The sequence below is a fragment of the Bradyrhizobium sp. I71 genome (assembly GCF_022354745.1).
GTDB classification, from domain to species: Bacteria; Pseudomonadota; Alphaproteobacteria; order Rhizobiales; family Xanthobacteraceae; genus Bradyrhizobium; species Bradyrhizobium liaoningense.
Genome location: NZ_CP059398.1, coordinates 4,011,606 through 4,034,386, shown reverse-complemented (window position 1 = coordinate 4,034,386; position 22,781 = coordinate 4,011,606). Strand labels below are relative to the sequence as shown.

Here is a 22,781-nt window from a genome sequence, read left to right as displayed (position 1 = left end):
CGCCACCTCCGATTCATGTTTTCCTAACCTTTAATGGTAACGGGGTCTTGTCGGTTTTGCTGCATCTTGCATCCCACGGGAGGGCCGGATGGGCGCATCGATCAGATGGACCGCGCGAATGCGCGCGTTGCTCCGCCGTTGGCGCGGGGCGCCGCTGACATGGCTGATCATCGGCGGCTTCGTGCTGATGCTTGCGACCGCCATCGGCACCGCGCTCACCGTCGACCGCTTCCGGCAGAATGCGATCGAGAGCGGCCGCGACAGCCTGGAAAACTCCGTCCGCATGCTCGCCCGGCACTTCGACCGCGCGTTCGAGGACTTTGCGGTGCTGCAGAAGAGCATCATCGCCGAGCTCGAGAGCCACGGCGTCGAATCCGCTGAAATCTTCCGCAGCGAGATGGGCACGCTCGCCGTGCACGAGGTGCTGCGTGCCAAGGCCAGCGGCTGGTCCGACATTGCCGGCGCCAATCTGTTCGATTCCAGGGGCCTGCTGATCAACTCGTCGCGGCAATGGCCGGTCGCCGACATCTCGGTCGCCGACCGCGGCTATTTCAACCGGCTCAAGAACGATCCCGCCTCGCAGGAAGAGGTGGAAGTCGAGCCCGCCCGGCTCGGCAGCGGACCGGCGATCGTGTTCGCGCGGCGCGTCTCCGGCCCGCATGGCGAATTCCTCGGGCTGGTCTCGCGTGCGATCGCGCCCGAACAGCTCGAATCCTTCTTTGCCTCGACCGGGCTTGGCGAGGAATCCTCGATCGCGATGCACCACCAGAACGGCCAGCTGCTCGCGCGCATTCCGCATGCGGATGCGATGATCGGGCAGAATTTCCGCAACGGCACGCCGGAGCAAATGGCGGTGTTCGAGCGCACCTTCGTCACCACCCAGCTCGCAAGCCCGATCGACGGCAAGGACCGCATCGTCGCCTCGCGCCTGCTCGCGGGCGAGCCGCTGGTGGTGGTGGCGACCAAGTCGATGGATGCGACGCTGGCGACCTGGCGCACGCAGACGAAATTCTTCGTCACCATTGCCGTGCTGTCGACGGGCCTGCTGGTGCTCACGCTCTACCTGATCTTCCGCCAGATGACGAACCGGCTCTCGCTCGAGAAGCAGCGGCTCGACACCGCGATGAACACGATGACGCAGGGCCTCCTGATGTTCGACCAGGACGAGCGGCTGATCGTCTGCAACCGGCGCTACATCGATATGTATGGCCTATCGACGGAGGTGGTGAAGCCCGGCGTCCATTTCCGTGACGTGATCCGGCATCGGCACGACACCGGCTCGTTCGAGGGCGACGTCGAGGCCTATTGCGACGGAATCCTGAGCAATGTCGGCCGGACCCAGAGCACCATCGTCGAGACCGCCGACGGCCGCCTGGTCGAGATCAAGAATCAGCCCGGCGCCGCGGGCGGCTGGCTCGCCACCCATGACGACGTCACCGAGCGCATCCGCGCCGACGAGCGCATCGCCCATATGGCGCATTACGACGCGCTGACCGACCTTCCCAACCGCGTGCTGCTGCGCGGGCATCTGGAGCGCCGCATCGCCGAGCTCGGCCAGGGCAAGCCGTTCGCGATCCTCTACATCGACGTCGACGAGTTCAAGGGCGTCAACGATTCGCTGGGCCACGAGGTCGGCGACGAATTGCTGCGCCAGGTGGCGAACCGCCTGCGCGCCTGCGTGAGCGGCAACGACATGGTGGCGCGGTTAGGGGGCGACGAGTTCGCCATCGTCAAGGCCGGCACGAACGACGCGGCCGAATTGACGGCGCTGGCGGAAACGATCCTCGGGGCGTTGCGCGCGCCGGTGAGCTGCAAGGGCCAGGACATCCCGACTGATGCCAGCATCGGCATCGCCATCGCGCCCGACCACGGCGACAATCCCGACGATCTGCTCAAGCGCGCTGATCTTGCGATGTATGCGGCGAAGTCGGAAGGGCGCCGCACCTTCCGACTCTTTGCACCCGAATACGACGCCAAGGCACGGCAGCGCCGGCAGCTCGAGCTCGATCTGCGTCACGCGCTCGTGCGCGGCGAGTTCGAGGTGCACTATCAGCCGCTGGTCGACCTCGCCGCCAATGTGGTCACCGGCTGCGAAGCGCTGCTGCGCTGGCGCCACCCCGAGCGCGGCATGGTCTCGCCCGCGGATTTCATTCCGGTGGCGGAAGATACCGGCCTGATCGGCGAGATCGGCGAATGGGTGCTGAAGCAGGCCTGCCTCGAAGCCGCCTCCTGGCCCGGCCAGATTCACATCGCGGTCAACGTCTCCCCGGTCCAGTTCCGCTCGCGGACATTGGCGCTCAAGGTCGCCGCCGCTCTCGCGGAGTCAGGGCTCGCGCCGGGGCGGCTCGAACTCGAGATCACCGAGACCGTGCTCATCCGTGACGATGCGGAGGCGCTGACGATCCTGCAGCAGCTGCGCGAGCTCGGCGTGCGCATCGCGCTCGACGATTTCGGCACCGGCTATTCCTCGCTGAGCTATCTGCACCGCTTCCCGTTCGACAAGATCAAGATCGACCGCAGCTTCATCAGCGACATCGGCGAGCCCGAGGATTCCTCGCCGATCGTGCAGGCCGTGGTGCACATGGCCGCCGCCCGCCGCATGGCGACGACGGCCGAAGGCGTCGAGACCGAGGCCCAGCGCGAGGTGCTGCGTCAGCTCGGATGCAGCCAGATGCAGGGCTGGCTGTTCAGCCCGGCCGTGCCCGCGGCGGAGTTGAAACGACTGCTGGCGGCGCAGGCGGTGGCAGCCTGAAGCGCGATGCGATGGGGACGAATCGTCATCGCGCTTCACGCCCCCGCGGTGACCGTCCAGAACGCGCGCCATCCGCGGCGACCGAGCGCAGCCACCCGCCTCCAGGACAGGCGGGACAGGCCGGCGACCAGCGAAGCGCGGGCGAGAAGGAGGTGGGCGACGACATCAATCACGGCCACCTCGCGTCCGCAGCGTGCGGCTCGACCGCGATCGCGCCGATGCGCACAAGGACGTGCGCGGCCGTCATGGCCGCGCCTCCAGGATCATGTTGAAGGGCGAGGCGGCAGCCTTGCCGATCTGCGAGAAGCCGCCTTGCCGCAACACATGCGCGATGCGCTTTTCGCCGGCCTGCGCCCCGAGTCCCAAACCGACGTCCTGGCTCAGCGACGTCGGAAGGCAGATGTGGGTGGAGCCGGCGTAATAGACCCGCCCGACCGGATTGAGATTGTCGGCCAGGCTGTCGCCCGCCGCCGGCTCGACCAGCATCAGCGTGCCGTTCTGCTTCAGCGCGGCGCGAACGTGGCGGGCGGCGCCGACGGGGTCGCCCATGTCGTGCAGCGCGTCGAACATCGTCACGAGATCGAAGCCGGATCCTGCGAAATCCTGCGCCTTTGCGACCTCGTATCGCAGATTGCGCGCGCCGGATATCTCGGCCCGTGCGCAGTCGATCGAGGCCTCGTCGTAGTCGATGCCGATGAAGTCCGAGTTCGGGAATGCTTCGGCCATGAGCCGGGTCGAATAGCCGTGGCCGCAACCGACGTCTGCGACCTTGGCACCTCGCTCCAGCTTCTCGACGACGCCGTCGAGCGCAGGCAGCCATTCGGCGATCAGATGCGCGCGATAGCCGGGCCGGAAGAAGCGGTCGACGCCGCAGGACATGCAATTGCAATGATCGCTCCAGCGTAGACCCTTGCCGGTCTTGAACGCCTCGGCCAGTCGCGGCTCATCGTGATAAACCGCCGGCAGCAGGCTGAAGCCGCCAACCATCGCGACCGGACTGTTCTCATCCGCGAATACGGCCTTCTGCTCCGGCGTCATGCTGAACGTGTCCTTCGTCGCATCAAAGCTCACGAAGCCGGAGGCCGCCTGTGAGGACAGCCATTCGCGAACGTAGCGTTCGTGAGTCCCCGTTCGCCTGGCCAGCTCGGCTGACGTCATCGGGCTGTCGGCCAGCGCGTGGAATAATCCCAGTCGGTCGCCGAGGACGACGAGCGCCGCATTGGAGGCGGCGCCGAGTTCGTTGACGACCAGTCCAAGCAGCTGCTCGAGCTTTCTCTCATCCAAGTTCATGTCTGGCTCCTCAGGGCGCGGAGATGCGCCGCTGAGGTGCGACATAGGGTGTCTGGACTCGCGGATGGAGAGGCAGAATAGTCAGTTTCGAGCCAATCGAGCCAGAGGCTGCAGAATGTCACGTGGACGTGTACGCGTGAGTATTCCCGTGTTCGCCGAATGCGATCCGTCGATCATCTACGGCGTATTCGACACGCTGTGGGGCGCGGGACGGATGTGGGACGGCGTCAAGGGCGGCACGCCGGAAGGCCTGTTCGAACCACGGCTGGTCGGCGCCGAACCTGGCCCAATCAAGCTGATCACCGGGGTCAGCATCCTGCCGCAAGACTTGGTCGATCAGGTTGAATCGACCGACATCGTGTTCGTACCGAATGTGATCGTCACGGCAGAGACGGGCACCGCCGTGCTCGATCGCCGGCTCATCGCATGGATCAGGCGGATGCACGAAGCGGGCGCGCAGCTGTACGGATCCTGCGGCGGGTCTCTCGTGCTCGCCGAAGCCGGCCTGCTCGACGGATACGAGGCCACCACGCACTGGGTTTACGAGCCGGTGTTTCGAAAGCATTTCCCCAAGGTCAAGCTCCGCATGGAGCGCGTGCTGGTGCAGAACGGGCCCGGTCACAATCTCGTCTGCGGGGGCGGTGCATCATCCTGGCAGGATCTCGCGCTGCTGATCGTCGCGAAATACGGCGGTACGGAAGAGGCGATTCGCATCTCGAAACTCTTTCTCTACCAGTGGCATCGCGAAGGACAATTGCCGTTCGCCTCGATGGTGCAGAACGTGGATCACGGCGACGGCGTGATCAGGAAGTGCCAGGACTACATCGCGCAGAACTACCAGCGGCAGGACCTCATTGCGGCGCTGGTGCATCACTCCGGGTTGCCGAAGCGCTCATTCGACCGCCGCTTCCGGGCAGCGACCGGCTATTCGCCGCTCGCCTATGTGCAGACGCTGCGCATCGAGGAAGCCAAGCAACTGCTCGAGACGTCGGAAACGGCCATCGAGGATATCTGCCGCGAGGTTGGATACGAGGACGTGGCATCGTTCCGCCGCTTGTTTCGAAAGCAGGCCGGCGTGTCGCCGAAGGATTACCGGCGCAAGTTTCAGCTTCCCGACTACGTCACGGGAGCGCGGCCCCCGGCCTCCGGCACATCGGTCAGGCCGCGGCGGGCGGCCGGCTGACGGCAACGGGGATCACGGTGGCGGCAAGGCCTGACGGGCTGCTGCTCAGGACCTCGCCGGAACAGGGGCAAACCCGCGAGCTCGGCAAGCTTACATCGATCGCCGGGCCGCGCGCACTTCGGCGAATTCGGCGTCGGGATGGCTGACGATGGTGGCGACCATGATGCCGCTGATGATCAGCGACCAGGCGGTGTTCCAATAGATCCAAAACACGGCCAGCCTCCGTTTCCATCTCTCGCCCGACGCACCTGGGTAACGGCGTGGCGATGCCGCCGTTCCCTGGCGCGACGACCGTCCAACAGCATGCGGACAGACGAGGCGCTATTTTGATTTGGTCGGTGGCGGCGCGCGATCGGTTTGGCCGGTGTGGCGCTTTGCCACGACGTCCTCGTCGCGCTCGCCCTCGCGCGGGCGTGGCGGAAGCTTGGGCTGGCCGGCTTGGCCGCCATGCTTGCCGCCCATGTCGGGCTTGCCTTCGAGATCATTTTCACGGGGCATGCCGGTTCAATGCACTCGCGCGGCATTGGTTCGCAGCGGCATCGGCTGTTTTCGACCTGTGAACCGGCTCATGGGAGCGCTTTGCAATGCACTGGCCGCACGGCGGCGATGCGTGGGCTAACCCGGCGCCACCGATACGAATTCGGCATCGATCAATCCCGATTGGGATTTGGTGCGGCGGCACGCCTGCCGCTATCCTCGCCGGCAAAACGACGATGCCGCGATCCGGCCTTAGGAGGAGCCCATGTCGAAACCGAGGCCGAGACCGCGCCAAGAATCTGCATCCAAAGCATTACGCGCTGCGATCGCCACCACCCTGTTCGCTTGCCTCATTCTCGTTTCCGGAGCCCGTGCCGGCATGGCCGAGACCTTCGCCTATGTCGGCAACGCCGACAGCAACGACATCAGCGTGTTCAACATGACCGAGCGCGGCGAGATGACGCTCGTGCAGACGGCCGCCTTCAAGGACGTCGAAAAGCCCGGCTCCTCGACGCCGCTCGCGATCACGCCCGACCATCGCGTGCTGATTGCCGGAATCCGCTCGCAGCCATACCTCGCGGTGAGCTTTGCGATCGATCCCGGGACGGGCCGGCTCAGCCATCTCGGCAACGGACCGCTCGCGGACAGCATGGCCAACATCGCCCTCGACCGCAGCGGCAGGTTCCTGTTCAGCGCCTCCTATGGCGGCAACAAGGTCGCGCTGAATCCGCTTCTGGCCAACGGCGTCGTCGGCGAACCCAAGCAGGTGATCCCGACCGGGCTGAACGCCCACGCCTTCCTGCCCTCGCCCGACAACCGCTTCGTGTTCGCGACCAATCTCGGCTCCGACCAGGTCCTGAGCTTCGCGTTCGACACCGCAACCGGTACGCTGGCGCCGAGCGATCCGCCGGCGCACAAGGCACCGCAAAAATCGGGGCCGCGGCACTTCGTGTTTCACCCTGGCGGCAAGTTCGTCTATCTCCTTCACGAGCTGAACGGCGACGTCGCGGCATTCGCCTACGATGCCAGCAGCGGCGCCTGGGACGAGATCCAGCGCACCACCACGCTGCCGGAAGGGTTCAATGCCAAAGAGCCTGACAAGAAGCCTTGGGCCGCCGACATCCACATCACTCCGGACGGCCGCTTCCTCTACGCCTCCGAGCGCACCACCAGCACGCTCGCCGCCTACAGGGTCGATGGATCAAGCGGCAAGCTGACCACGATCGGCAGCGTCCCGACCGAGACCCAGCCGCGCGGCTTTGCCATCGATCCCAGCGGGCGTTACCTCGCGGCGGTCGGCGAGCTCTCAGACGGCATGACGATCTATGCCATCGACCAGAGCAGCGGCGCGCTGGCCAAGCTTAAATCCTACCCCACCGGCAGGAAGCCGAACTGGGTCGAGTTCCTGAGCCTGCCTTGAGGGGCCGCCGACCTACGTAAACATCCGTAATTTCGCAAGGTCCGGCTTGGCGGCATATCTCCGGCCATGGATCGACAGATTGTCTTCAAATGCCCTCAGACTGGCTTGAACGTGCAGCATCGGCTTACCGATGAGCCGGCCGACCGCACGCACGTATCCGTGTCATGCCCGGCCTGCACGCGGCTGCATCTGATCGAACGTTCGACCGGCAAGCTGCTGGGCGATCGGCGCGGCTAACGGTTAACGCGGCGCCGCGACCTGTGGCGTGACGTCCTCGACGTGGTGCAGCAGGAAGACCAGATGGCCGGCCGTGTCATGGATCGGCGAGTTGATCGGCTGCCAATGACGCTCCACGAAGGTGCCATCGGAATCCCGGATGTCGTAGCGCTGGATCGCCATGGCATGGGCCTGCCCCGTCTCGCCGACGATCCGTAAGCTGCCGTAGAGATTGCTGACGCCATCGGCGAGCGGATCGTCGGGATTGTCGGGAAACATCTCGAACAGGGACCGGCCGACCACGTCGGCCCGGCTGATGAAGGTCGCCGCCGCATAGGCGTCGTTGATGTCGACGATGGACAGTCCCGGGCCGGGATCCAGCAACATGTAGGGGTGCGGCGAGCTATCGAACTCCGGCTGGAATTGCCGCCGGATCGTTGCGCCGTCGATATGCTGCCGCCGGCGCTGTTCGAGCCGCGTCGAATCGGCGCCGGACGCGGCCGAGTTCAACAACGCCAACTGGCGCTTCGCCGACGCCAGCAGTGCGCGCACGGTACTCTGGACCGTCGGGTCGCTCGTCTCATTGAGCAGCCGCTCGAAATGGACGATATTCTGCTCGCATACGAACTGCTGCATCCCGTCTCGACCAAGAGTTGTACGGCAGCAACGCCGCATCGTTTCTGACGCTAAACCCATACAGGTCGCTGTCGCAGATGAGAAGACCGTGATCAGCCGCACCCGAGGCCCGGACGGCCACGGCAAAGCGCACCCCAGAAGCGCGAACCTGTTCACCAATCCCGCGACTAATCAAAGGCTTGCCGCGACCGCCTGCGGCGCGGCATCCTGTTTTGGGACGACGCGGCCATAGTGCGGGCGGCGGCCATCTGCTATCGATTGGAGACATAGCCCCTGTGGAATTTCCGATGCGTCATTTGCCCCGTGCCGTTGGTCGAAACCTGTGTCCCGCAGCCGTCGCCGGCCTGCTCGTCTTCAGCCCCCATCCGGCCGGAGCCGCCGATGACGACGCGCCCAAGGGGCCGGCGGTCACGGTGCTGAAGGTCGCGAAATCCTGCTTCTCCGATATCGTCGAGGCGACCGGCACGATCGTCGCGCGGGAGCAAACCTCGGTGCGGCCCGAGCGTCCCGGCCTGAAGGTCACGGAGGTGCTGGCGGAAGCGGGTGATACCACCACCGCCGGCCAGGTGCTGGCTCGGCTGGCGCTGCCCGAAGGCGGCACGCTTCAGGTCACCGCACCGGTGGCGGGCGTGATCGCGACCTCGACTGCGCAGATCGGCAACTTCGCCTCGGCCAAGGGCGAGGCGCTGTTCACGATCGTTGCGCGCAGCGAATACGATCTCGTCGGCCTGGTGGCCACCACCGATGTGCGCAAGCTCGCGGTCAATCAGCAGGCGAGCGTGTGGATCGCAGGCGCCGACGACATCGGCGGCAAGGTGCGCCGCATCGGCGCGACCGTCGAGCCGAACATCCAGCAGGGGATGGTCTATATCGGCATCTCATCGCAGAAGCGTCTGCTCCTGAACGCGAGCGGGCGCGCGCTGATCAAGACCGGACAGAGCTGCAACGTCGCGGTGCCGCTGACCGCCGTGCAGTATTCATCCGCAGGCACCGTGGTGCAGGTGATCCGCCGCAACCGCGTCGAGACCAAGCGTGTCGAGGTCGGCTTGATGTCGGGCGGCAACATCGAGGTCCGCGACGGCCTCAATGAAGGCGATGTCGTCGTCGCCCGCGCCGGCGCATTGCTGCGCGAAGGCGATCCGGTGCGCCCAGTGATGGCGAGCGCGGAAGCCGCGAAGTAGTCGCCACAACCGTCATTGCGAGCGCAGCGAAGCAATCCAGAGTCCCTCCGCGGAAAGAATCTGGATTGCTTCGTTGCGCTCGCAATGACGATGTGGATACAGATGTGCGCAACAACACGCACATCGCAAAGCCCGGAAAAGCCTAGCCGCCGGCTTCGCCGAACTGGACGTCTTCGAGCAGCGAGGAGGAAACGGTCGGGACCTGGTCGCCTTCGCTGGCGCGGGAGATAGCGAGGCGGGTCTTGTTGAAGACGCTCTCGGCGCTGCCCTGCTTGCTGAGGTTGTTGAGGAACTCGCTGACCAGCACGCTGTGCTCGCCCTTGCCGTCGTCGACGACCTTGCCGGGCGAGGCGGAAGTGAGGATCAGCGCATTGTCCGACGCACTGATCGGCGCGAGGCCGTGGCTGTAGGAGCGGAAGCGGCGCTCGTAGGGATTACGGCGGGAGGCATCGACCACGACGAGCTTGGCCTTGGCGCCCTGCTCCTTCATCATCTCGAGCACGCCCTCGATGGAGACGCCATGGCGGCGGACGTCGCTTTCCTTCCAGATCACGGCATCGACCGGCAGCATGTAGCTCTCGCGGCCGGCCTGCACGCCGAAGCCGCCGAAGAACAGCATGACGACGCTGTCGTGCTTGATCCGGGACTTCAGGCGGTTGACGGCGCGGACCATGTCGTCCTTGGTCGCGTCTTCCACCATGTCGACGTCAAAGCCGTTCTTGCGCAGCGACGAGGACAGCGCACGGGCGTCGTTGATGGACTGCGTGAGCGGCGCGCTGGCGTCGGGATAGTGTCCGTTGCCGATGACCAGAGCCAGGCGCGAGGTCTGGCCGATCGAACCGGTGATCTGGTCGGTCGAGACGGCCTTGGCGGCGTCGATCGCACGCATGTTGAGAGCAGCATGGGCGCCGATCACCAGCGACACCGTGCCGATGAGGGCTGCGGCGAAGGCGATCGTGCGTCTGGAAAGGTCGAGCTGCTTTACATTCATCTCGGTTCGTTTCCTGTGCCAAAGACCATCCACGCGCGCGCACACTGTTTGAGTAGCGCGATAGCGTCTTTAGGTTTGAGGGATTGGCCGGGGGAGTGCCCCCGAATTGCGCGCAATTTGCGGCGCCGCACCAAACAAACCCTTAACCGCATATAGGCCCTCGGGCAATAGATTGCTCGAAATTTGAGATAAGTCTCTGAATACGTTAGTTAATTCTCCGAGCTGGAGGCTCCATTCTTGACGCCCCCGTAGCATTCCGGAGGCCGTCATGCAGGCCTCGTGCCGGCTTTTTTGTGACGTCTATCACATTTGTTTTTCCTGCGAATCCGGGTAGCTTTTTCAAAGACTTGCAGGGGGTGGTGTGCGGACAGCTGCGCGCTCGCCGGCCCCGGATGAGCCCCCGCGACCAGGTATTTCATGAGCTTTCATTATTTTGCCGGCGCCGCCTGCCGGGCGCTGACGGCGCGGAAGGACGGCCCCTCGCTTTACGACGTCTGCGATCCCGTATTGTCTGACACGGCCAGCGGCGATCTGCATCTGGCCAAATTCTACAAGACCGCACTCGGCAATCCCGCGCTGCGGATCCTGCTCCGCCGCGCCGGCCTGCCCGAGCTGCGCGACGAAGCCAGGCTGACCCGGCTGCGCGAGGCACTCGTCCACGCCCGCAACGAGGTCGAGCCCGACTGGGCGGCGGTCGGGCGGCCGATCGCCGATCTCGTCGACAGCATCGCGCTCGACCACCCCAGGCCGCCGCCGGCGCCGTTCACCGCCGCCATGCCGCAGAGCGCGCAGATCGACGGCGCGATCCGCGATTGCGCGCAGCATCTGCTCGGCTCGTACCGCCGAAACGGTTTCCTGCCGACCTATGCCGCCTTCAACCTGATCGGCGATCCCGATTTCCGCGGACGCGAGCTGATCATGGCCCTGACGGGCCTCAACGCGCGCGGCTACAAGAACTCCTCGCTGCTGTTCAATCTCGCCCGCGTCTTCATCGCGCGCTCGTCCGCGCGGGCCGTGGTCAATCCGCCGTGGAAAGGCATTGCCGAACCGATGTGGGAGCCGGTGCAGATCCGCCACCGCTCGGCCTATTACGATGCGTTCTTCATCGAGGCGCTGCTGAGCTACGTCGAGACCGGGCTCGCCTCGGTCGCCGACAAGATCGCGGCGGAGCGCGCGATCGCCGACATGGTCGATTTCTGCGTCAACATCAGCCGCGAGGAGGTCGAGGGCATCGACGGCGCGCGCTTCAACGTCGTCACCGCGCTCGCGCCGGCGCCGCATCCACGCTTTTCCCGCTACTTCGCGCAGATCAAGCAGGATCTCGGCTTCGGCATCTACGTTCCGGATTGCGACACCACGGCGTGCTCGATCTCCGCGGCGACGCAGGCCGGCTGCACCGATCCCATCATCGACCAGCCATTGCTGGATTTCTACTCGGGCTATCAGGTGCGCGCCGGCGTCAACGCGCCGCGCGTGACCGTGCCGCTCAACGACAATATCGACTATGAGGGCGGGGTTGCGACTTGGATCGACAATCTCGACGGCGAGCGCCCTTACGGCAACGATCTCGATCCGACGCTCAATCTCGACATTCTCGAGGTCAGCTTCCGCAACCTGGCGCGCTGGAAGATTCTGGAGACGCCGGCCCGGCTCGCCACCGTGCATCGCATCATCGGCTTCCAGAAGCGGCTGGCGGCCAGCGGTGCCTTCGCCAATCCGCGCTCGCACATCTATTACCTGCCGGAGCTCTACAGCGCCTATTTCGGCCGCTGCTATGCCGCCTTCCTGGCACTGCCGCTGGCGGCGCAGGCCGCGATCGATCCCGATGGCGATTTCGATTTCATCCGCCACCGCGTGCTGTCCTACGTCAAGGGCGAGCTGATGGCGGCCGAGATGAACGTGTTCGACGCCGCGCTCGCGCTGATCGCGCTCGGCCATCTCGGCGCCGACCCGCGCGCCTTCGCACCGGCTTTGAACGTGATCATCGCAAGCCTGGGCGAAGGCGGCCGCCGCGGCCCGTTCCGCGCCTATGAATGGAACAAGATGAAGACACCGACGCGGATTCTGGTCGGCGGTCCCGAGGTGACCTCGGCCTTTGTGCTGATGGGGCTGGCGGTGGCGAAAAGGGCGATGGCGCGGGGGTGAGCTCCTCTCGTGCCCCGGACGCGGCGCAGAGCGCACTTGCGCGGTGCGCCGCAGAGCCGGGGCCCATACGACTGCGAATTGTGTCCGTGATTTTCTGGGTCCCGGCTCTGCGCAGCAGCGTTTCACGCTGCAGCGCGTCCGGGACAAGAGAGGCGTGAATACTCACCACAATGACGGGAAGTTGAAAGCCCAGTCGTCAGGCATATGCTGGCCGCGAGGTCAAAAGCCGACCACAATTGCGGGCTCTACCGGTATCTCATCACGCGCGGACAGGCATGCTGCGAAGAATCCTGATTGCACTGTCTTTCCTTGCCCTGCCGTCGCTGGCCGAGGCCGCCGACATCACCGGCAACGCAAAGGTCCGCGCGGGCGATGCCGTCGTGATCGGGAACACGCGGATCCGGCTCGGCGGCATCGACGCGCCCGCGGTCGACCAGCTCTGCCTCAACACCAAGACCGAGCGCTGGACCTGCGGCGTCGCCGCCCGCGACGAGCTTGCCAAATACGCCGAGGGCAAGAGCTGGGCCTGCCACACGAGGTCGATCGACCGGCGCGGCCGCACCGTGGCGCGCTGCGAGGTCGGCGGCGAGGACATTCAGAAATGGCTGGTGCGCAACGGCTGGGCACTGGCCTACACCCGCATGTCCCACGACTATGAGGCGGATGAGAAGGCCGCGCGCGAGGCCAAGGCCGGGATGTGGCAGGGCGCCTTCATCGCGCCCTGGGACTGGCGCGTGCGCAACAAGAAGACGGCCATCCTGGGCGCCACCAAGCCGCCCGACGGCGCGCATGCGGTGCTGCTCGCCTCGGCCTCGGGGCCGGTCGCGCCCTCGCCGGACTGCACCATCAAGGGCAATGTGAACAGCGCCGGCGAGTGCATCTATCACCAGCCGACCAGCCGCTGGTACACCCAGATCAAGATGAAGATCAGCAAGGGCACTCGCTGGTTCTGCTCGGTGGAGGAAGCCGAAGCGGCCGGGTGCCGGGAGACGAAGCGATAACCCAGCCCTGCATTTTACGTGCTTTTCTCAAGACCCGGCGGCGCGTAAAAGCATGAATCAGCGACCAATCAGCCTGTTCTCAAGCAACAAGGACCAACAGCAATGACCGTTCGCGCGGGCCGGGAGTTTCTGGCCATCCCCGGGCCCACCACGATGCCCGACGAGGTGCTGCGGGCGATGCATCGTCCGGCGATCGACATCTACTCCAAGGAGATGCTCGATCTGACCGAGAGCCTGCTCGGCGACATCTCGAAGCTGTTCGCGACCAAGGGCAAGTCCTACATCTACATCGCCAACGGTCACGGCGCCTGGGAAGCGGCGCTGAGCAACGTGCTGTCGCGCGGCGACAAGGTGCTGGTGCTGGAGAGCGGACGCTTTGCGATCGGCTGGGGCAATGCGGCGGCGCTGATGGGCGCCGAGGTCGAGGTGCTCAAGGGCGACTGGCGCCGCGCGGTGCGGCCGCACGAGGTCGAGGAGCGCCTGCGCCGCGACAAGGAGCACACGATCAAGGCGGTCGTCGTGGTCCAGGTCGACACCGCCTCGGGCGTGCAGAACGACATCGAGGCGATTGGCAAGGCGATCAAGGCCAGCGGCCATCCCGCGCTGTACATGGTCGACACCGTCGCCTCGCTCGGCTGCATGCCGTTCGAGATGGACAAATGGGGCATCGACGTCGCGATGTCCGGCTCGCAGAAGGGCCTGATGACACCGCCCGGCCTTGGCTTCGTCGCCGCCAATGCGCGCGCGCTCGAGGTGCACAAGAAGGCCAACATGTCGACGCCCTATTGGAGCTGGAGCGAGCGCGAGGGCACCGAGAATTATCGTAAATATGCCGGCACCGCGCCGGTGCATCTGTTGTTCGCGCTGCGCCGGGCGATCGACCTGTTGCACGAGGAAGGCCTGGAGAACGCCTTCCGCCGCCATAGCCTGCTCGCCGAAGCGGCGCGCCGTGCGGTCGCCGTCTGGTCGGAAGGCCAGGTGCTCGGCTTCAACGTGGCCGAAGCGAGCGAGCGCTCCAACACCGTCACCACGGTGACCATGAGCAACGGCCACGACCCGGCCGTGCTGCAACGCTATTGCAAGGAGAAGTGCGGCGTCGTGCTCGGCACCGGCATCGGCGACCTCTCGGGACAGGCCTTCCGCATCGCCCATATGGGCCACGTGAATGCGCCGATGCTGCTCGGCACGCTCGGCGTGATCGAGGTCGGCCTGAACGCACTGAAGATCCCGCACGGCAAGGGCGGGCTGGAGGCGGCGGTTTCGTATCTCGGCGAGGAGGTGGCGGTGTAATAAAGCGGCGCTCGTGCCCCGGACGCAGCGCAGCACGGAGTGATGCGCTGCTGAGCCGGGGCCCACGTGGCTGCGATGGGTCCCGGCTCAGCGGAGCGGCACTTCGCGCCGCACCGCGTCCGGGACACGAGACCGACGATCCGCAAATCGATCTTGAGCTCTGGCCAGGTTACGGCTGTGGCACACGATACGCCTCAACCTGCGCCTTCAGATCCTCCAGCGACGCGGTCGGCGCCTTCGAATCCACCCGGTACTCCCCGCTCGCCAGCCACTTCAGCACCATGGCGTCCACCACCGGCGAATGGTGGATGACGTCGCTGTAATTGTCGAGATCGTGCGTCACCGCCTTGATCGCGCGGAAATCATGCAGGCGCACGTTGGGAAACTGCGTCAGGCGCCGCGCGATATGCGCCGTCAGTTCGGTGACGATCGTCAGCGTCCCGGGCGAGGCATCGCGCATGGCGACGAATTGCAGGATCGAATAGGGCGGGAAGTAGATGTCGAAGGTCACGCCGGGGTGGCGCGTGATCAGGCCGACGGCATCGCGCTCGAAGTGCCGGACCATCGCGTCGTAGCCGTACCCTTCGCCGAGGAAGCGGCGGCGAACGGGATCGGTGATGTAGCCGAAGGCGGCAAGCGTCTTGGTCGCGTTGTAGCCGCGCGCGACAACGAAATCCCGCGGCAGCGCGTAGATGTCATCGACGTCGGACAGCGCGAACTTGACCGGGAGAAACGGCGCCGCCCGGGTCAGCGGCTTGCGCAGCGGCGGCACCGACCGCGCCAGCGCGAACAGAGATTCCTTCGCCATCGCCGCGCTGAACAGATAGGACGCGATGCCCTTCGCCGTTCCACGATAGAGGTCGACGGAGAGATAGGGATCTGCCTCGATGTCCGCGGCGTCGACGAAGATGAAGTCGTCCATCTCCCAGATCACCCGTCTTGCACCGCGGTCGATCGCCTGTTCCAGCACGAAGGCCTGCTGGCGCGAATTGGAGCCGGTCATCGCCAGCTTGAGCGAATGGACGCCGAGCACGCGATCGATCTCGCTCTGGCGGAAATGGATCGCGAGCGATGTGCCCATGAAGGCGGTGTCGAACGACTGGCTGCGGATCAGCCCGGCATTCTGCACGCGCGTGTCGTCGGAGTAGAAGGCCGCCATGAGGCGCGAGGGGCGAAACAGTTGCAGCGGATCGACGACGAAGGTCAGCGCAGCCGCGGCCAGCGCGCACACGATGCTCGCGAGGAGAAGACGTCTCACATTGGTGAACGGTGCGCGCATCAGAACCGGAAATAAATGAACTCGCTGTGGCTCTGGATGCCCAAAATGCCGAACGCGAGCACCAGCGACGCGCCATAGAGAAACAGCGGTCGCATGCGCCCTGCCAGCAGGGCCCCGCCGACGCTGCGATTGCCGTGATCGTAGCTCATGATCGCCTGGGTGTTCGGCGTCAGCCACACCAGCGCCGCGTAGACCGATACCAGCACCAGCGCCGCAATCTCCTCGCGGCCAAAGACGATATCGGCGGGATCGGCCATGGCGCGGAGGATCCGTAGCGCCCATGCGACGCTCTCGGCGCGGAAGAACACCCAGGCGACGACGACGGCAAGAAACGTCAGAACCGCTCCGGCGATGCGGGCCGAGCGCGCCAGCGACGACGGGAGATCCGGCACCAGCGCGTTGAAGGCATGATTGAGACAGAGGTAGGCGCCGTGCAGCGCGCCCCACACCACGAAGGTCCAGGCCGCGCCGTGCCAGAGCCCGCCGAGCAGCATCGTGATCATCAGGTTCGCATAGCGCAGCACGCGGCCTCTGCGGTTGCCGCCGAGCGGGATGTAGAGATAGTCGCGCAGGAACTGCGACAGCGTCATGTGCCAGCGGCGCCAGAACTCGACGATGCTGGTCGCCTTGTAGGGCGAGTTGAAATTGACCGGCAGGAAGATGCCGAACATCAGCGAGATGCCGATCGCCATGTCGGAATAGCCGGAGAAGTCGAAATAGAGCTGGAAGGTGTAGGCAAGCGCGCCGAGCCAGGCCTGGTCGAAGCTCGGCGAGCGCGTATCGAAGGCGAGCGCGACCAGCGGCTGGATGCCGTCGGCAAGGCAGGTCTTCTTGAACAGGCCGATGGCGAAGATGATGATCCCGCACAGGATCAGATGCGCGTGCGGATGCTTCGATTCCTCCCGCTCGAATTGCGGGATCATGTCCTTGTGGTGGAGGATCGGTCCGGCGATCAGGTGCGGGAAATAGGTCACGAACAGCGTGTAATGCGGCAGCGCATAGGCCGCGACCTGGCCGCGATAGGCATCGACCAGGAACGCGATCTGGGTGAAGGTGTAGAAGGAGATGCCGACCGGCAGCAGGATGTGGACCGCAACATGCGTGCCGAGCAGCGCGTTGATGTTCTCAGCGGCAAAGCCGGCATATTTGAAGATGCCGAGCCCGAGGAGATCGCCGACGACGCCAAAAGCGAGCGCGGCCCGGCGCCGTGACGGCTTGAGCTCCGCCACGATGAGGAGATGGCCGACACCGTAGTTGAACGCGATCGATACCAGCAACAGGGCCACGAACTGCCAGCTGCCGATGGCGTAGAAGGCCAGCGAGGCCAGCGCCAGCCAGATCACCGGGGCGAGATTGCTGCGCTGGCCGAGCCGGAAATAGCCGGCCAGCACAACCGGCAGGAACAGCAGGATGAATGGATAGGAATTGAACAGCATCTGGCTGGACCGGCGGCGGGGATATCGTCCCTAAAGCATACAAGGGGCCGGTCAACAACCCGGCGGGCTCGGCGCAGCGGCGCTGGCAATTCGCGGAATCGGGACGATATAAGGGAACGCAGCGAGTTGCCCTCTTCCCCCTCTCCCCGCTTGCGGGGAGAGGGTCGGGGTGAGGGGGAGTCTCCGCAAGACTGGTGAGAGTTGGATTCGCGGAGAGTCCCCCTCACCCGGAATTTGCTGTCGCAAATCCCGGCCTCTCCCCGCAAGCGGGGAGAGGCGAAGAACAGCGACGTCGGACACGAACGAGGATCGAGTGACACAAGCCAAGACGCCTTCGAAGCCCCCCGTCGCCCCGCGCCGGCCGCATTCCTTCACGCGCCACGGCATCACGGTGACCGATGACTATGCCTGGCTGAAGGACGAGAAATGGCAGGAGGTGCTGCGTAACCCTGCGGTGCTCGATCCCGATATCCGCAAATATCTCGACGAAGAGAACGGCTACACCGAGAGCCTGCTCGGCCACACAGCTAGCCTGCAGAAGACGCTGGTGCGCGAGATGCGCGGGCGGATCAAGGAGGACGATTCGAGCGTGCCGTCGCCGGACGGCCCCTTCGCCTATTTCCGCCGGTTTCGCGAGGGCGGGCAGCACGAGCTGTTCGGCCGCATGCCGCGCGATGGCGGCGAGGGCCATATCGTGCTCGACGGCGACGCGCTCGCCAGGGACCACAAATATTTCAAGTTCGGCGGCAGCCGGCACTCGCACGATCACAAGCTGCAGGCCTGGAGCGCGGACACCAAGGGCTCCGAGTATTTTTCCGTCCGCGTGCGCGACTGGGCGACCGGGGCGGATCTCGACGACCTCGTCGAGGAGACCGACGGCGGCGTGGTCTGGGCCGCGGACTGCAAGAGCTTCTTCTATGTGAAGCTCGACGACAATCACCGTCCGATGCAGGTCTGGCGACACAAGCTCGGCACCAGGCAGGCCGACGACACGCTGGTCTACGAAGAGCAGGATGCCGGCTGGTTCACGCATCTGCACGAGAGCACCAGCGGCCGCTTCTGCGTGATCGCAGGCGGCGACCACGAGACGAGCGAGCAGCGGCTGATCGATCTCGCCAATCCCGAGGCGCCGCCGCGCCTGGTGGCGGCGCGCGAGGAGGGCGTGCAATATTCACTCGCCGACCGCGGCGACGAGCTCTTCATCCTCACCAATGCCGACGACGCCATCGACTTCAAGATCGTCACGGCACCGCTTGGCTCGCCCGAGCGCAAGAACTGGCGCGACCTGATTCCCTATCGTCCCGGCATCTACATCATCGACCTCGATCTCTATGCCGGCCATCTGGTCCGGCTGGAGCGCGCCAATGCGCTGCCGTCGATCGTGATCCGCGATCTCTCGACGAAGGAAGAACACGCGATCGCGTTTGACGAGGCGGCCTATTCGCTCGACACGATGGGCTCCTACGAGTTCGAGACGACGAATTTGCGCTTTGCCTATTCGTCGATGACGACGCCGTCGGAAGTCTATGACTACGACATGGTCAAGCGCACGCGCACCCTGCGCAAGCGCCAGGAGATCCCGTCCGGCCACAACGTGGCCGATTACGTCACCACGCGCATCATGGCGAAGGCGCATGACGGGGCCGAGGTGCCGGTGTCGATCCTCTATCGCCGCGGGCTGAACCTCGACGGCGCAGCGCCGCTCCTGCTCTACGGCTACGGCTCCTACGGCATGGCGATGCCGGCCTCGTTCAATGCCAACCGCCTGTCGCTGGTCGACCGCGGCTTCGTCTACGCCATCGCGCACATTCGCGGCGGGGCCGACAAGGGCTGGGGCTGGTATCTCGACGGCAAGCGCGAGAAGAAGACCAACTCGTTCGATGATTTCGCGGCCAGCGCCCGTGCACTGATCGATGCGAAATACACCAGCGCCAGGCGCATCATTGGCCATGGCGGCTCGGCCGGCGGCATGCTGATGGGCGCCGTCGCCAATCGCGCCGGCGAATTGTTCGCAGGGATCGTCGCCGAAGTGCCGTTCGTCGACGTGCTCAACACCATGCTCGACGACACGCTGCCGCTGACGCCGCCGGAATGGCCGGAATGGGGCAACCCGATCGAAAGCGAGAGGGATTTCCGCACCATCCTGTCCTACTCGCCCTATGACAATGTCGCGGCAAAGGACTATCCGGCGATCCTGGCGATGGGCGGCCTGACCGATCCGCGCGTCACCTATTGGGAGCCCGCCAAATGGATCGCGCGCCTGCGCGCCACCATGACGGGCGGCGGCCCGGTCCTGCTCCGCACCAACATGGGGGCCGGCCACGGCGGCGCGTCGGGACGTTTCGACCGGCTCGACGAGGTCGCGATCGTCTATGCGTTCGCGCTGTGGGCGGCGGGGATGGCGGAGGCTTAGTTCTTCTCCCTCTCCCACAAGCGGCAGCGCGATCGCATGTAACTTGTAGCGACGGCCGGTGCGCACGCCTCATCCTTCGAGACGACCGCTGCGCGATCTCCTCAGGATGAGGCTAAACAGCGTCCGTGTTCGTTGAGCCGATCGCCACGACCTCGGTCCTCATCCTGAGGGCCCGCCTACGGCGGGCGTCTCGAAGGATGGCCACAGGCGAGATCGCCTATATGCGATAGCCCTGCCGCTTGCAGCGAGAGGCGAAGAGACTACCTCCCGTTCTTCTTCCGCCACTCCGCAAAGTCGGTGAGCGTCTGCGGGTCGGTGGCGGGATAGAGGCCGAAGATGCCGCGGCCCTTGCCGACTTCCTCGGTGACGAAGTCCTCGAACGCGGTCATCTCGAAGGTCTCGCTCGCGATCTCATCCGCGAGATGCGCCGGGATCACGATGACGCCGTCGGCATCGCCCAGGATGACGTCGCCGGGAAACACCGGGGCGTCACCGCAGCCGATCGGGACGTTGATCTCGATCGCCTGGTGCAGCGTGAGGTTGGTCGGCGCCGAGGGGCGGTGGTGGAAGGCGGGAAAACCGAGTTTTGCAATTTCAGCGGAATCGCGAAAGCCGCCGTCAGTGACGACGCCGGCGACGCCGCGCTTCATCAATCGCGTGACCAGGATCGCGCCTGCCGATGCCGCGCGCGCGTCCTTGCGGCTGTCCATCACCAGCACAGCGCCCGGAGGGCAATCTTCCACGGCCTTGCGCTGCGGATGCGAACGGTCCTTGAAGACGTCGATCGTGTTGAGATCCTCGCGCGCCGGCATGTAGCGCAGCGTGAAGGCCTCGCCGACCATGGTCGGCTGATCGGGACTTAAGGGATGCACATCCTGGATCATCTGGATGCGCAGGCCGCGCTTGAACAAGGCGGTGGCGACCGTGGCGGTGGAGACGGATTTGAGCTTGTTGCGGGTGGCGTCACTGAGTTTGGTCATGGGCATCCTCATCTGTCATTCCGGGGCGATGCGAAGCATCGAACCCGGAATCTCGAGGTTCCGGGTTCGCTTCGCGCCCCGGAACGACGTCAGTAAATCGACGGCTCGCCTATCGGCGCGCCGAAATCGGTCTCAAGGAAATCGAAGTCGCAGCCGTCATTGGCCTGCTTGATGTGCCTGGTGAACATCCAGCCATAGCCGCGCTCGAAGCGGGGCTCGGGCTGCTTCCAGGCGGCGCGGCGCCTGTCGAGCTCGGCCTCGCTCACGTCGAGATTGATGGTGCGCGCGGCAACGTCCAGCGTGATGCGGTCGCCGTTCTGCACCAGCGCGAGCGGGCCGCCGACATAGGATTCCGGCGAAACGTGAAGGATGCAGGCGCCGTAGCTGGTGCCGCTCATGCGCGCATCCGAGATGCGCACCATGTCGCGCACGCCCTGCTTCACGAGCTTGGTCGGAATCGGCAGCATGCCCCATTCCGGCATGCCCGGCCCGCCTTGCGGCCCCGCATTGCGCAGGATGAGAATGTGGTCCTCGGTGACGTCGAGGTCGGGATCGTCGACCGCCTTCTTCATCGACGGATAATCGTCGAACACCAGCGCAGGCCCGGTATGCTTGAGGAAGCGCGGCGCGCAGGCGGAGGGCTTGATGACGCAGCCGTCGGGGGCGAGATTGCCCTTGAGCACCGCGAGCGCGCCCTCCTTGTAGATGGGATCGTCGATGGAGCGGATCACGTCGGCATCGTGGACCTCGGCGCCCTCGATGTTCTCAGCCACCGTCTTTCCGGTGACGGTGATGCAGTCGAGATGCAGATGCGGCTTGATCCGGTTCATCAGCGCCGGCAGGCCGCCGGCATAGAAGAAGTCCTCCATCAGATAGGTATCGCCGCTTGGACGGACATTGGCGATGACGGGCACCTTGCGGCTCGCGGTCTCGAAATCGTCCAGGCCAATGTCCTGGCCCGCGCGGCGGGCCTGAGCGATGAGGTGGATGATCGCATTGGTGGAGCAACCCATCGCCATCGCCACCGCGATGGCGTTCTCAAACGCCTCGCGGGTCTGGATCACCTTCGGCGTCAGGTCCTCCCACACCATTTCGACGATGCGGCGGCCGCATTCTGAGGCCATGCGGATGTGGTTGGCATCGGCCGCCGGAATCGAGGAGGCGCCGGGCAGCGTCATGCCGATCGCTTCCGCGATCGCCGTCATGGTCGAGGCCGTGCCCATGGTCATGCAGGTGCCGTAGCTGCGGGCGATGCCGGCTTCGATATCGAGCCAGTCCTTGTCGGAGATTTTTCCGGCGCGGCGCTCGTCCCAATATTTCCAGCCGTCGGAGCCGGAGCCGAGCGTCTTGCCCTTCCAATTGCCCCGCAGCATCGGGCCCGCCGGCAGATAGATCGCCGGAATGTTCATCGAGGTCGCCCCGAGCAGCAGCGCCGGCGTGGTCTTGTCGCAGCCGCCCATCAGCACCACGCCGTCGACGGGATGGCTGCGCAGCAGCTCCTCGGCGTCCATCGCCAGCAGATTGCGATAGAGCATGGTGGTGGGCTTGAGCAGCGATTCCGACAGCGACAGCGCCGGCAGCTCCAGCGGCAGGCCACCGGCCATCAGGATACCGCGCTTGACGTCGTCGACACGCGACTTGAAGTGCATGTGACAGGGCTGCGCGTCCGACCAGGTGTTGAGGATCGCGATGATCGGGCGATCCTTCCACTCCTCGGGGGCATAGCCCATCTGCATGGCGCGGGAGCGGTGGCCGAACGAGCGCAGATCGTCGGGCGCGAACCAGCGCGCGCTGCGGAGCTGGTCGGGCGACTTCTTCTTGTTGGTCATTTCATTCCTTGTCCGTCCGAAGGATTGGCCCTGCTCTTCTCACAGGCTCTCCATGCCCGGCAAGGCGCTGGGCGGGCCGAGAGCGAACCTCTGCTATGCACTCAGGCGGGCATAGGGACGGTGCGGGGCAAAAAATCGGCACCTCAGGCCAGAGAGGCTCCGAAGTGCTTGCCGGCAGACGAGAATCCGCGCAACAATTTCATGTTTTTGATGGCTTTGATGGTCGCCGGGGACTTCCCCATTGACCCGGAGGATTTCAGAC

17 protein-coding genes are annotated in these 22,781 nt (G+C 65.3%); 8 read left to right on the top strand and 9 right to left on the bottom strand.

Features of this window, described 5'->3' with window-relative positions:
- Positions 1–88 precede the first annotated feature (88 nt).
- Positions 89–2,752, top strand: a complete 2,664-nt coding sequence (locus FJV43_RS19575) for an EAL domain-containing protein (protein WP_239620050.1) — start codon at positions 89–91, stop codon at positions 2,750–2,752.
- 243 nt (positions 2,753–2,995) lie between these two features.
- On the opposite strand, the gene FJV43_RS19570 is transcribed toward FJV43_RS19575, so the two are convergent.
- Positions 2,996–4,042 (bottom strand): class I SAM-dependent methyltransferase, encoded by a 1,047-nt coding sequence (locus FJV43_RS19570; RefSeq protein WP_239620048.1) that lies wholly within the window; start codon positions 4,040–4,042, stop codon positions 2,996–2,998.
- 136 nt (positions 4,043–4,178) lie between these two features.
- Here FJV43_RS19570 and FJV43_RS19565 point away from each other — a divergent pair, with 136 nt between their 5' ends.
- Positions 4,179–5,225: a helix-turn-helix domain-containing protein gene (locus FJV43_RS19565; RefSeq protein WP_239620046.1), complete on the top strand. Its 1,047-nt coding sequence runs from the start codon at positions 4,179–4,181 to the stop codon at positions 5,223–5,225.
- A gap of 90 nt (positions 5,226–5,315) precedes the next feature.
- Here FJV43_RS19565 and FJV43_RS37175 read toward each other — a convergent pair whose 3' ends face one another.
- Together FJV43_RS37175 and FJV43_RS19560 are read right to left on the bottom strand one after the other, a co-directional pair.
- On the bottom strand, positions 5,316–5,438 hold the full coding sequence (locus tag FJV43_RS37175; RefSeq protein ID WP_256439331.1) for a hypothetical protein: 123 nt from the start codon (positions 5,436–5,438) through the stop codon (positions 5,316–5,318).
- Between the two features lie 108 nt (positions 5,439–5,546).
- Positions 5,547–5,723: a hypothetical protein gene (locus FJV43_RS19560; RefSeq protein WP_239620045.1), complete on the bottom strand. Its 177-nt coding sequence runs from the start codon at positions 5,721–5,723 to the stop codon at positions 5,547–5,549.
- A gap of 244 nt (positions 5,724–5,967) precedes the next feature.
- Between FJV43_RS19560 and FJV43_RS19555 the strand changes: the two genes are divergently transcribed.
- Positions 5,968–7,122, top strand: a complete 1,155-nt coding sequence (locus FJV43_RS19555) for a beta-propeller fold lactonase family protein (RefSeq protein WP_239620043.1) — start codon at positions 5,968–5,970, stop codon at positions 7,120–7,122.
- Between the two features lie 240 nt (positions 7,123–7,362).
- Here the strand turns inward: FJV43_RS19555 and FJV43_RS19550 are convergent, their stop codons facing one another.
- The gene (locus tag FJV43_RS19550; protein ID WP_239620042.1) at positions 7,363–7,974 is read right to left on the bottom strand and encodes a PAS domain-containing protein; all 612 of its coding nucleotides are present in this window, start codon (positions 7,972–7,974) and stop codon (positions 7,363–7,365) included.
- A 287-nt stretch (positions 7,975–8,261) separates the two neighbouring features.
- Between FJV43_RS19550 and FJV43_RS19545 the strand changes: the two genes are divergently transcribed.
- Positions 8,262–9,155, top strand: a complete 894-nt coding sequence (locus FJV43_RS19545; RefSeq protein WP_239620040.1) for an HlyD family efflux transporter periplasmic adaptor subunit — start codon at positions 8,262–8,264, stop codon at positions 9,153–9,155.
- Positions 9,156–9,297: 142 nt separating this feature from the next.
- Here the strand turns inward: FJV43_RS19545 and FJV43_RS19540 are convergent, their stop codons facing one another.
- The gene (locus tag FJV43_RS19540) at positions 9,298–10,146 is read right to left on the bottom strand and encodes a caspase family protein (RefSeq protein ID WP_239620039.1); all 849 of its coding nucleotides are present in this window, start codon (positions 10,144–10,146) and stop codon (positions 9,298–9,300) included.
- A 417-nt stretch (positions 10,147–10,563) separates the two neighbouring features.
- On the opposite strand from FJV43_RS19540, the gene FJV43_RS19535 reads away from it, so the two are divergent.
- From FJV43_RS19535 to FJV43_RS19525, 3 genes are all read left to right on the top strand, one after another.
- The gene (locus tag FJV43_RS19535; protein ID WP_239620037.1) at positions 10,564–12,291 is read left to right on the top strand and encodes a hypothetical protein; all 1,728 of its coding nucleotides are present in this window, start codon (positions 10,564–10,566) and stop codon (positions 12,289–12,291) included.
- 275 nt (positions 12,292–12,566) lie between these two features.
- The gene (locus FJV43_RS19530) at positions 12,567–13,292 is read left to right on the top strand and encodes a thermonuclease family protein (RefSeq protein ID WP_239620035.1); all 726 of its coding nucleotides are present in this window, start codon (positions 12,567–12,569) and stop codon (positions 13,290–13,292) included.
- Positions 13,293–13,394: 102 nt separating this feature from the next.
- Positions 13,395–14,582, top strand: coding sequence for an aminotransferase class V-fold PLP-dependent enzyme (locus FJV43_RS19525; protein ID WP_239620034.1), 1,188 nt, complete (start codon positions 13,395–13,397; stop codon positions 14,580–14,582).
- 169 nt (positions 14,583–14,751) lie between these two features.
- Here the strand turns inward: FJV43_RS19525 and FJV43_RS19520 are convergent, their stop codons facing one another.
- Entirely contained in the window at positions 14,752–15,861 is a 1,110-nt protein-coding gene (locus FJV43_RS19520) for a hypothetical protein (RefSeq protein WP_239620032.1), read from the bottom strand.
- The gene (locus FJV43_RS19515) at positions 15,861–17,297 is read right to left on the bottom strand and encodes an MBOAT family protein (RefSeq protein ID WP_239620031.1); all 1,437 of its coding nucleotides are present in this window, start codon (positions 17,295–17,297) and stop codon (positions 15,861–15,863) included. The genes FJV43_RS19520 and FJV43_RS19515 overlap by 1 nt, the downstream gene beginning before the upstream one ends.
- 313 nt (positions 17,298–17,610) lie before the next feature.
- Here FJV43_RS19515 and FJV43_RS19510 point away from each other — a divergent pair, with 313 nt between their 5' ends.
- Positions 17,611–19,710 (top strand): S9 family peptidase, encoded by a 2,100-nt coding sequence (locus FJV43_RS19510; protein ID WP_239620029.1) that lies wholly within the window; start codon positions 17,611–17,613, stop codon positions 19,708–19,710.
- Between the two features lie 260 nt (positions 19,711–19,970).
- On the opposite strand, the gene FJV43_RS19505 is transcribed toward FJV43_RS19510, so the two are convergent.
- Both FJV43_RS19505 and araD read right to left on the bottom strand, forming a co-directional pair.
- Positions 19,971–20,690 (bottom strand): ribonuclease activity regulator RraA, encoded by a 720-nt coding sequence (locus FJV43_RS19505; protein WP_239620028.1) that lies wholly within the window; start codon positions 20,688–20,690, stop codon positions 19,971–19,973.
- Positions 20,691–20,779: 89 nt separating this feature from the next.
- Positions 20,780–22,519 carry an L-arabinonate dehydratase gene (gene araD / locus FJV43_RS19500; RefSeq protein ID WP_239620026.1) on the bottom strand — a complete coding sequence of 580 codons (1,740 nt, stop codon included), beginning with the start codon at positions 22,517–22,519 and terminating at the stop codon, positions 20,780–20,782.
- Positions 22,520–22,781 lie beyond the last annotated feature (262 nt).

Bases quoted from the DNA above. Each gene is read 5' to 3' on its own strand.
- FJV43_RS19525 (WP_239620034.1), top strand. From the start codon at position 13,395: ATGACCGTTCGCGCGGGCCGGGAGTTTCTGGCCATCCCCGGGCCCACC.
- FJV43_RS19575 (WP_239620050.1), top strand. From the start codon at position 89: ATGGGCGCATCGATCAGATGGACCGCGCGAATGCGCGCGTTGCTCCGC.
- FJV43_RS19535 (WP_239620037.1), top strand. From the start codon at position 10,564: ATGAGCTTTCATTATTTTGCCGGCGCCGCCTGCCGGGCGCTGACGGCG.
- FJV43_RS19540 (WP_239620039.1), bottom strand. From the start codon at position 10,146: ATGAATGTAAAGCAGCTCGACCTTTCCAGACGCACGATCGCCTTCGCC.
- FJV43_RS19530 (WP_239620035.1), top strand. From the start codon at position 12,567: ATGCTGCGAAGAATCCTGATTGCACTGTCTTTCCTTGCCCTGCCGTCG.
- FJV43_RS19555 (WP_239620043.1), top strand. From the start codon at position 5,968: ATGTCGAAACCGAGGCCGAGACCGCGCCAAGAATCTGCATCCAAAGCA.
- FJV43_RS19550 (WP_239620042.1), bottom strand. From the start codon at position 7,974: ATGCAGCAGTTCGTATGCGAGCAGAATATCGTCCATTTCGAGCGGCTG.
- araD (WP_239620026.1), bottom strand. From the start codon at position 22,519: ATGACCAACAAGAAGAAGTCGCCCGACCAGCTCCGCAGCGCGCGCTGG.
- FJV43_RS19560 (WP_239620045.1), bottom strand. From the start codon at position 5,723: ATGCCCCGTGAAAATGATCTCGAAGGCAAGCCCGACATGGGCGGCAAG.
- FJV43_RS19570 (WP_239620048.1), bottom strand. From the start codon at position 4,042: ATGAACTTGGATGAGAGAAAGCTCGAGCAGCTGCTTGGACTGGTCGTC.
- FJV43_RS19545 (WP_239620040.1), top strand. From the start codon at position 8,262: ATGCGTCATTTGCCCCGTGCCGTTGGTCGAAACCTGTGTCCCGCAGCC.
- FJV43_RS19520 (WP_239620032.1), bottom strand. From the start codon at position 15,861: ATGCGCGCACCGTTCACCAATGTGAGACGTCTTCTCCTCGCGAGCATC.
- FJV43_RS19505 (WP_239620028.1), bottom strand. From the start codon at position 20,690: ATGACCAAACTCAGTGACGCCACCCGCAACAAGCTCAAATCCGTCTCC.
- FJV43_RS19515 (WP_239620031.1), bottom strand. From the start codon at position 17,297: ATGCTGTTCAATTCCTATCCATTCATCCTGCTGTTCCTGCCGGTTGTG.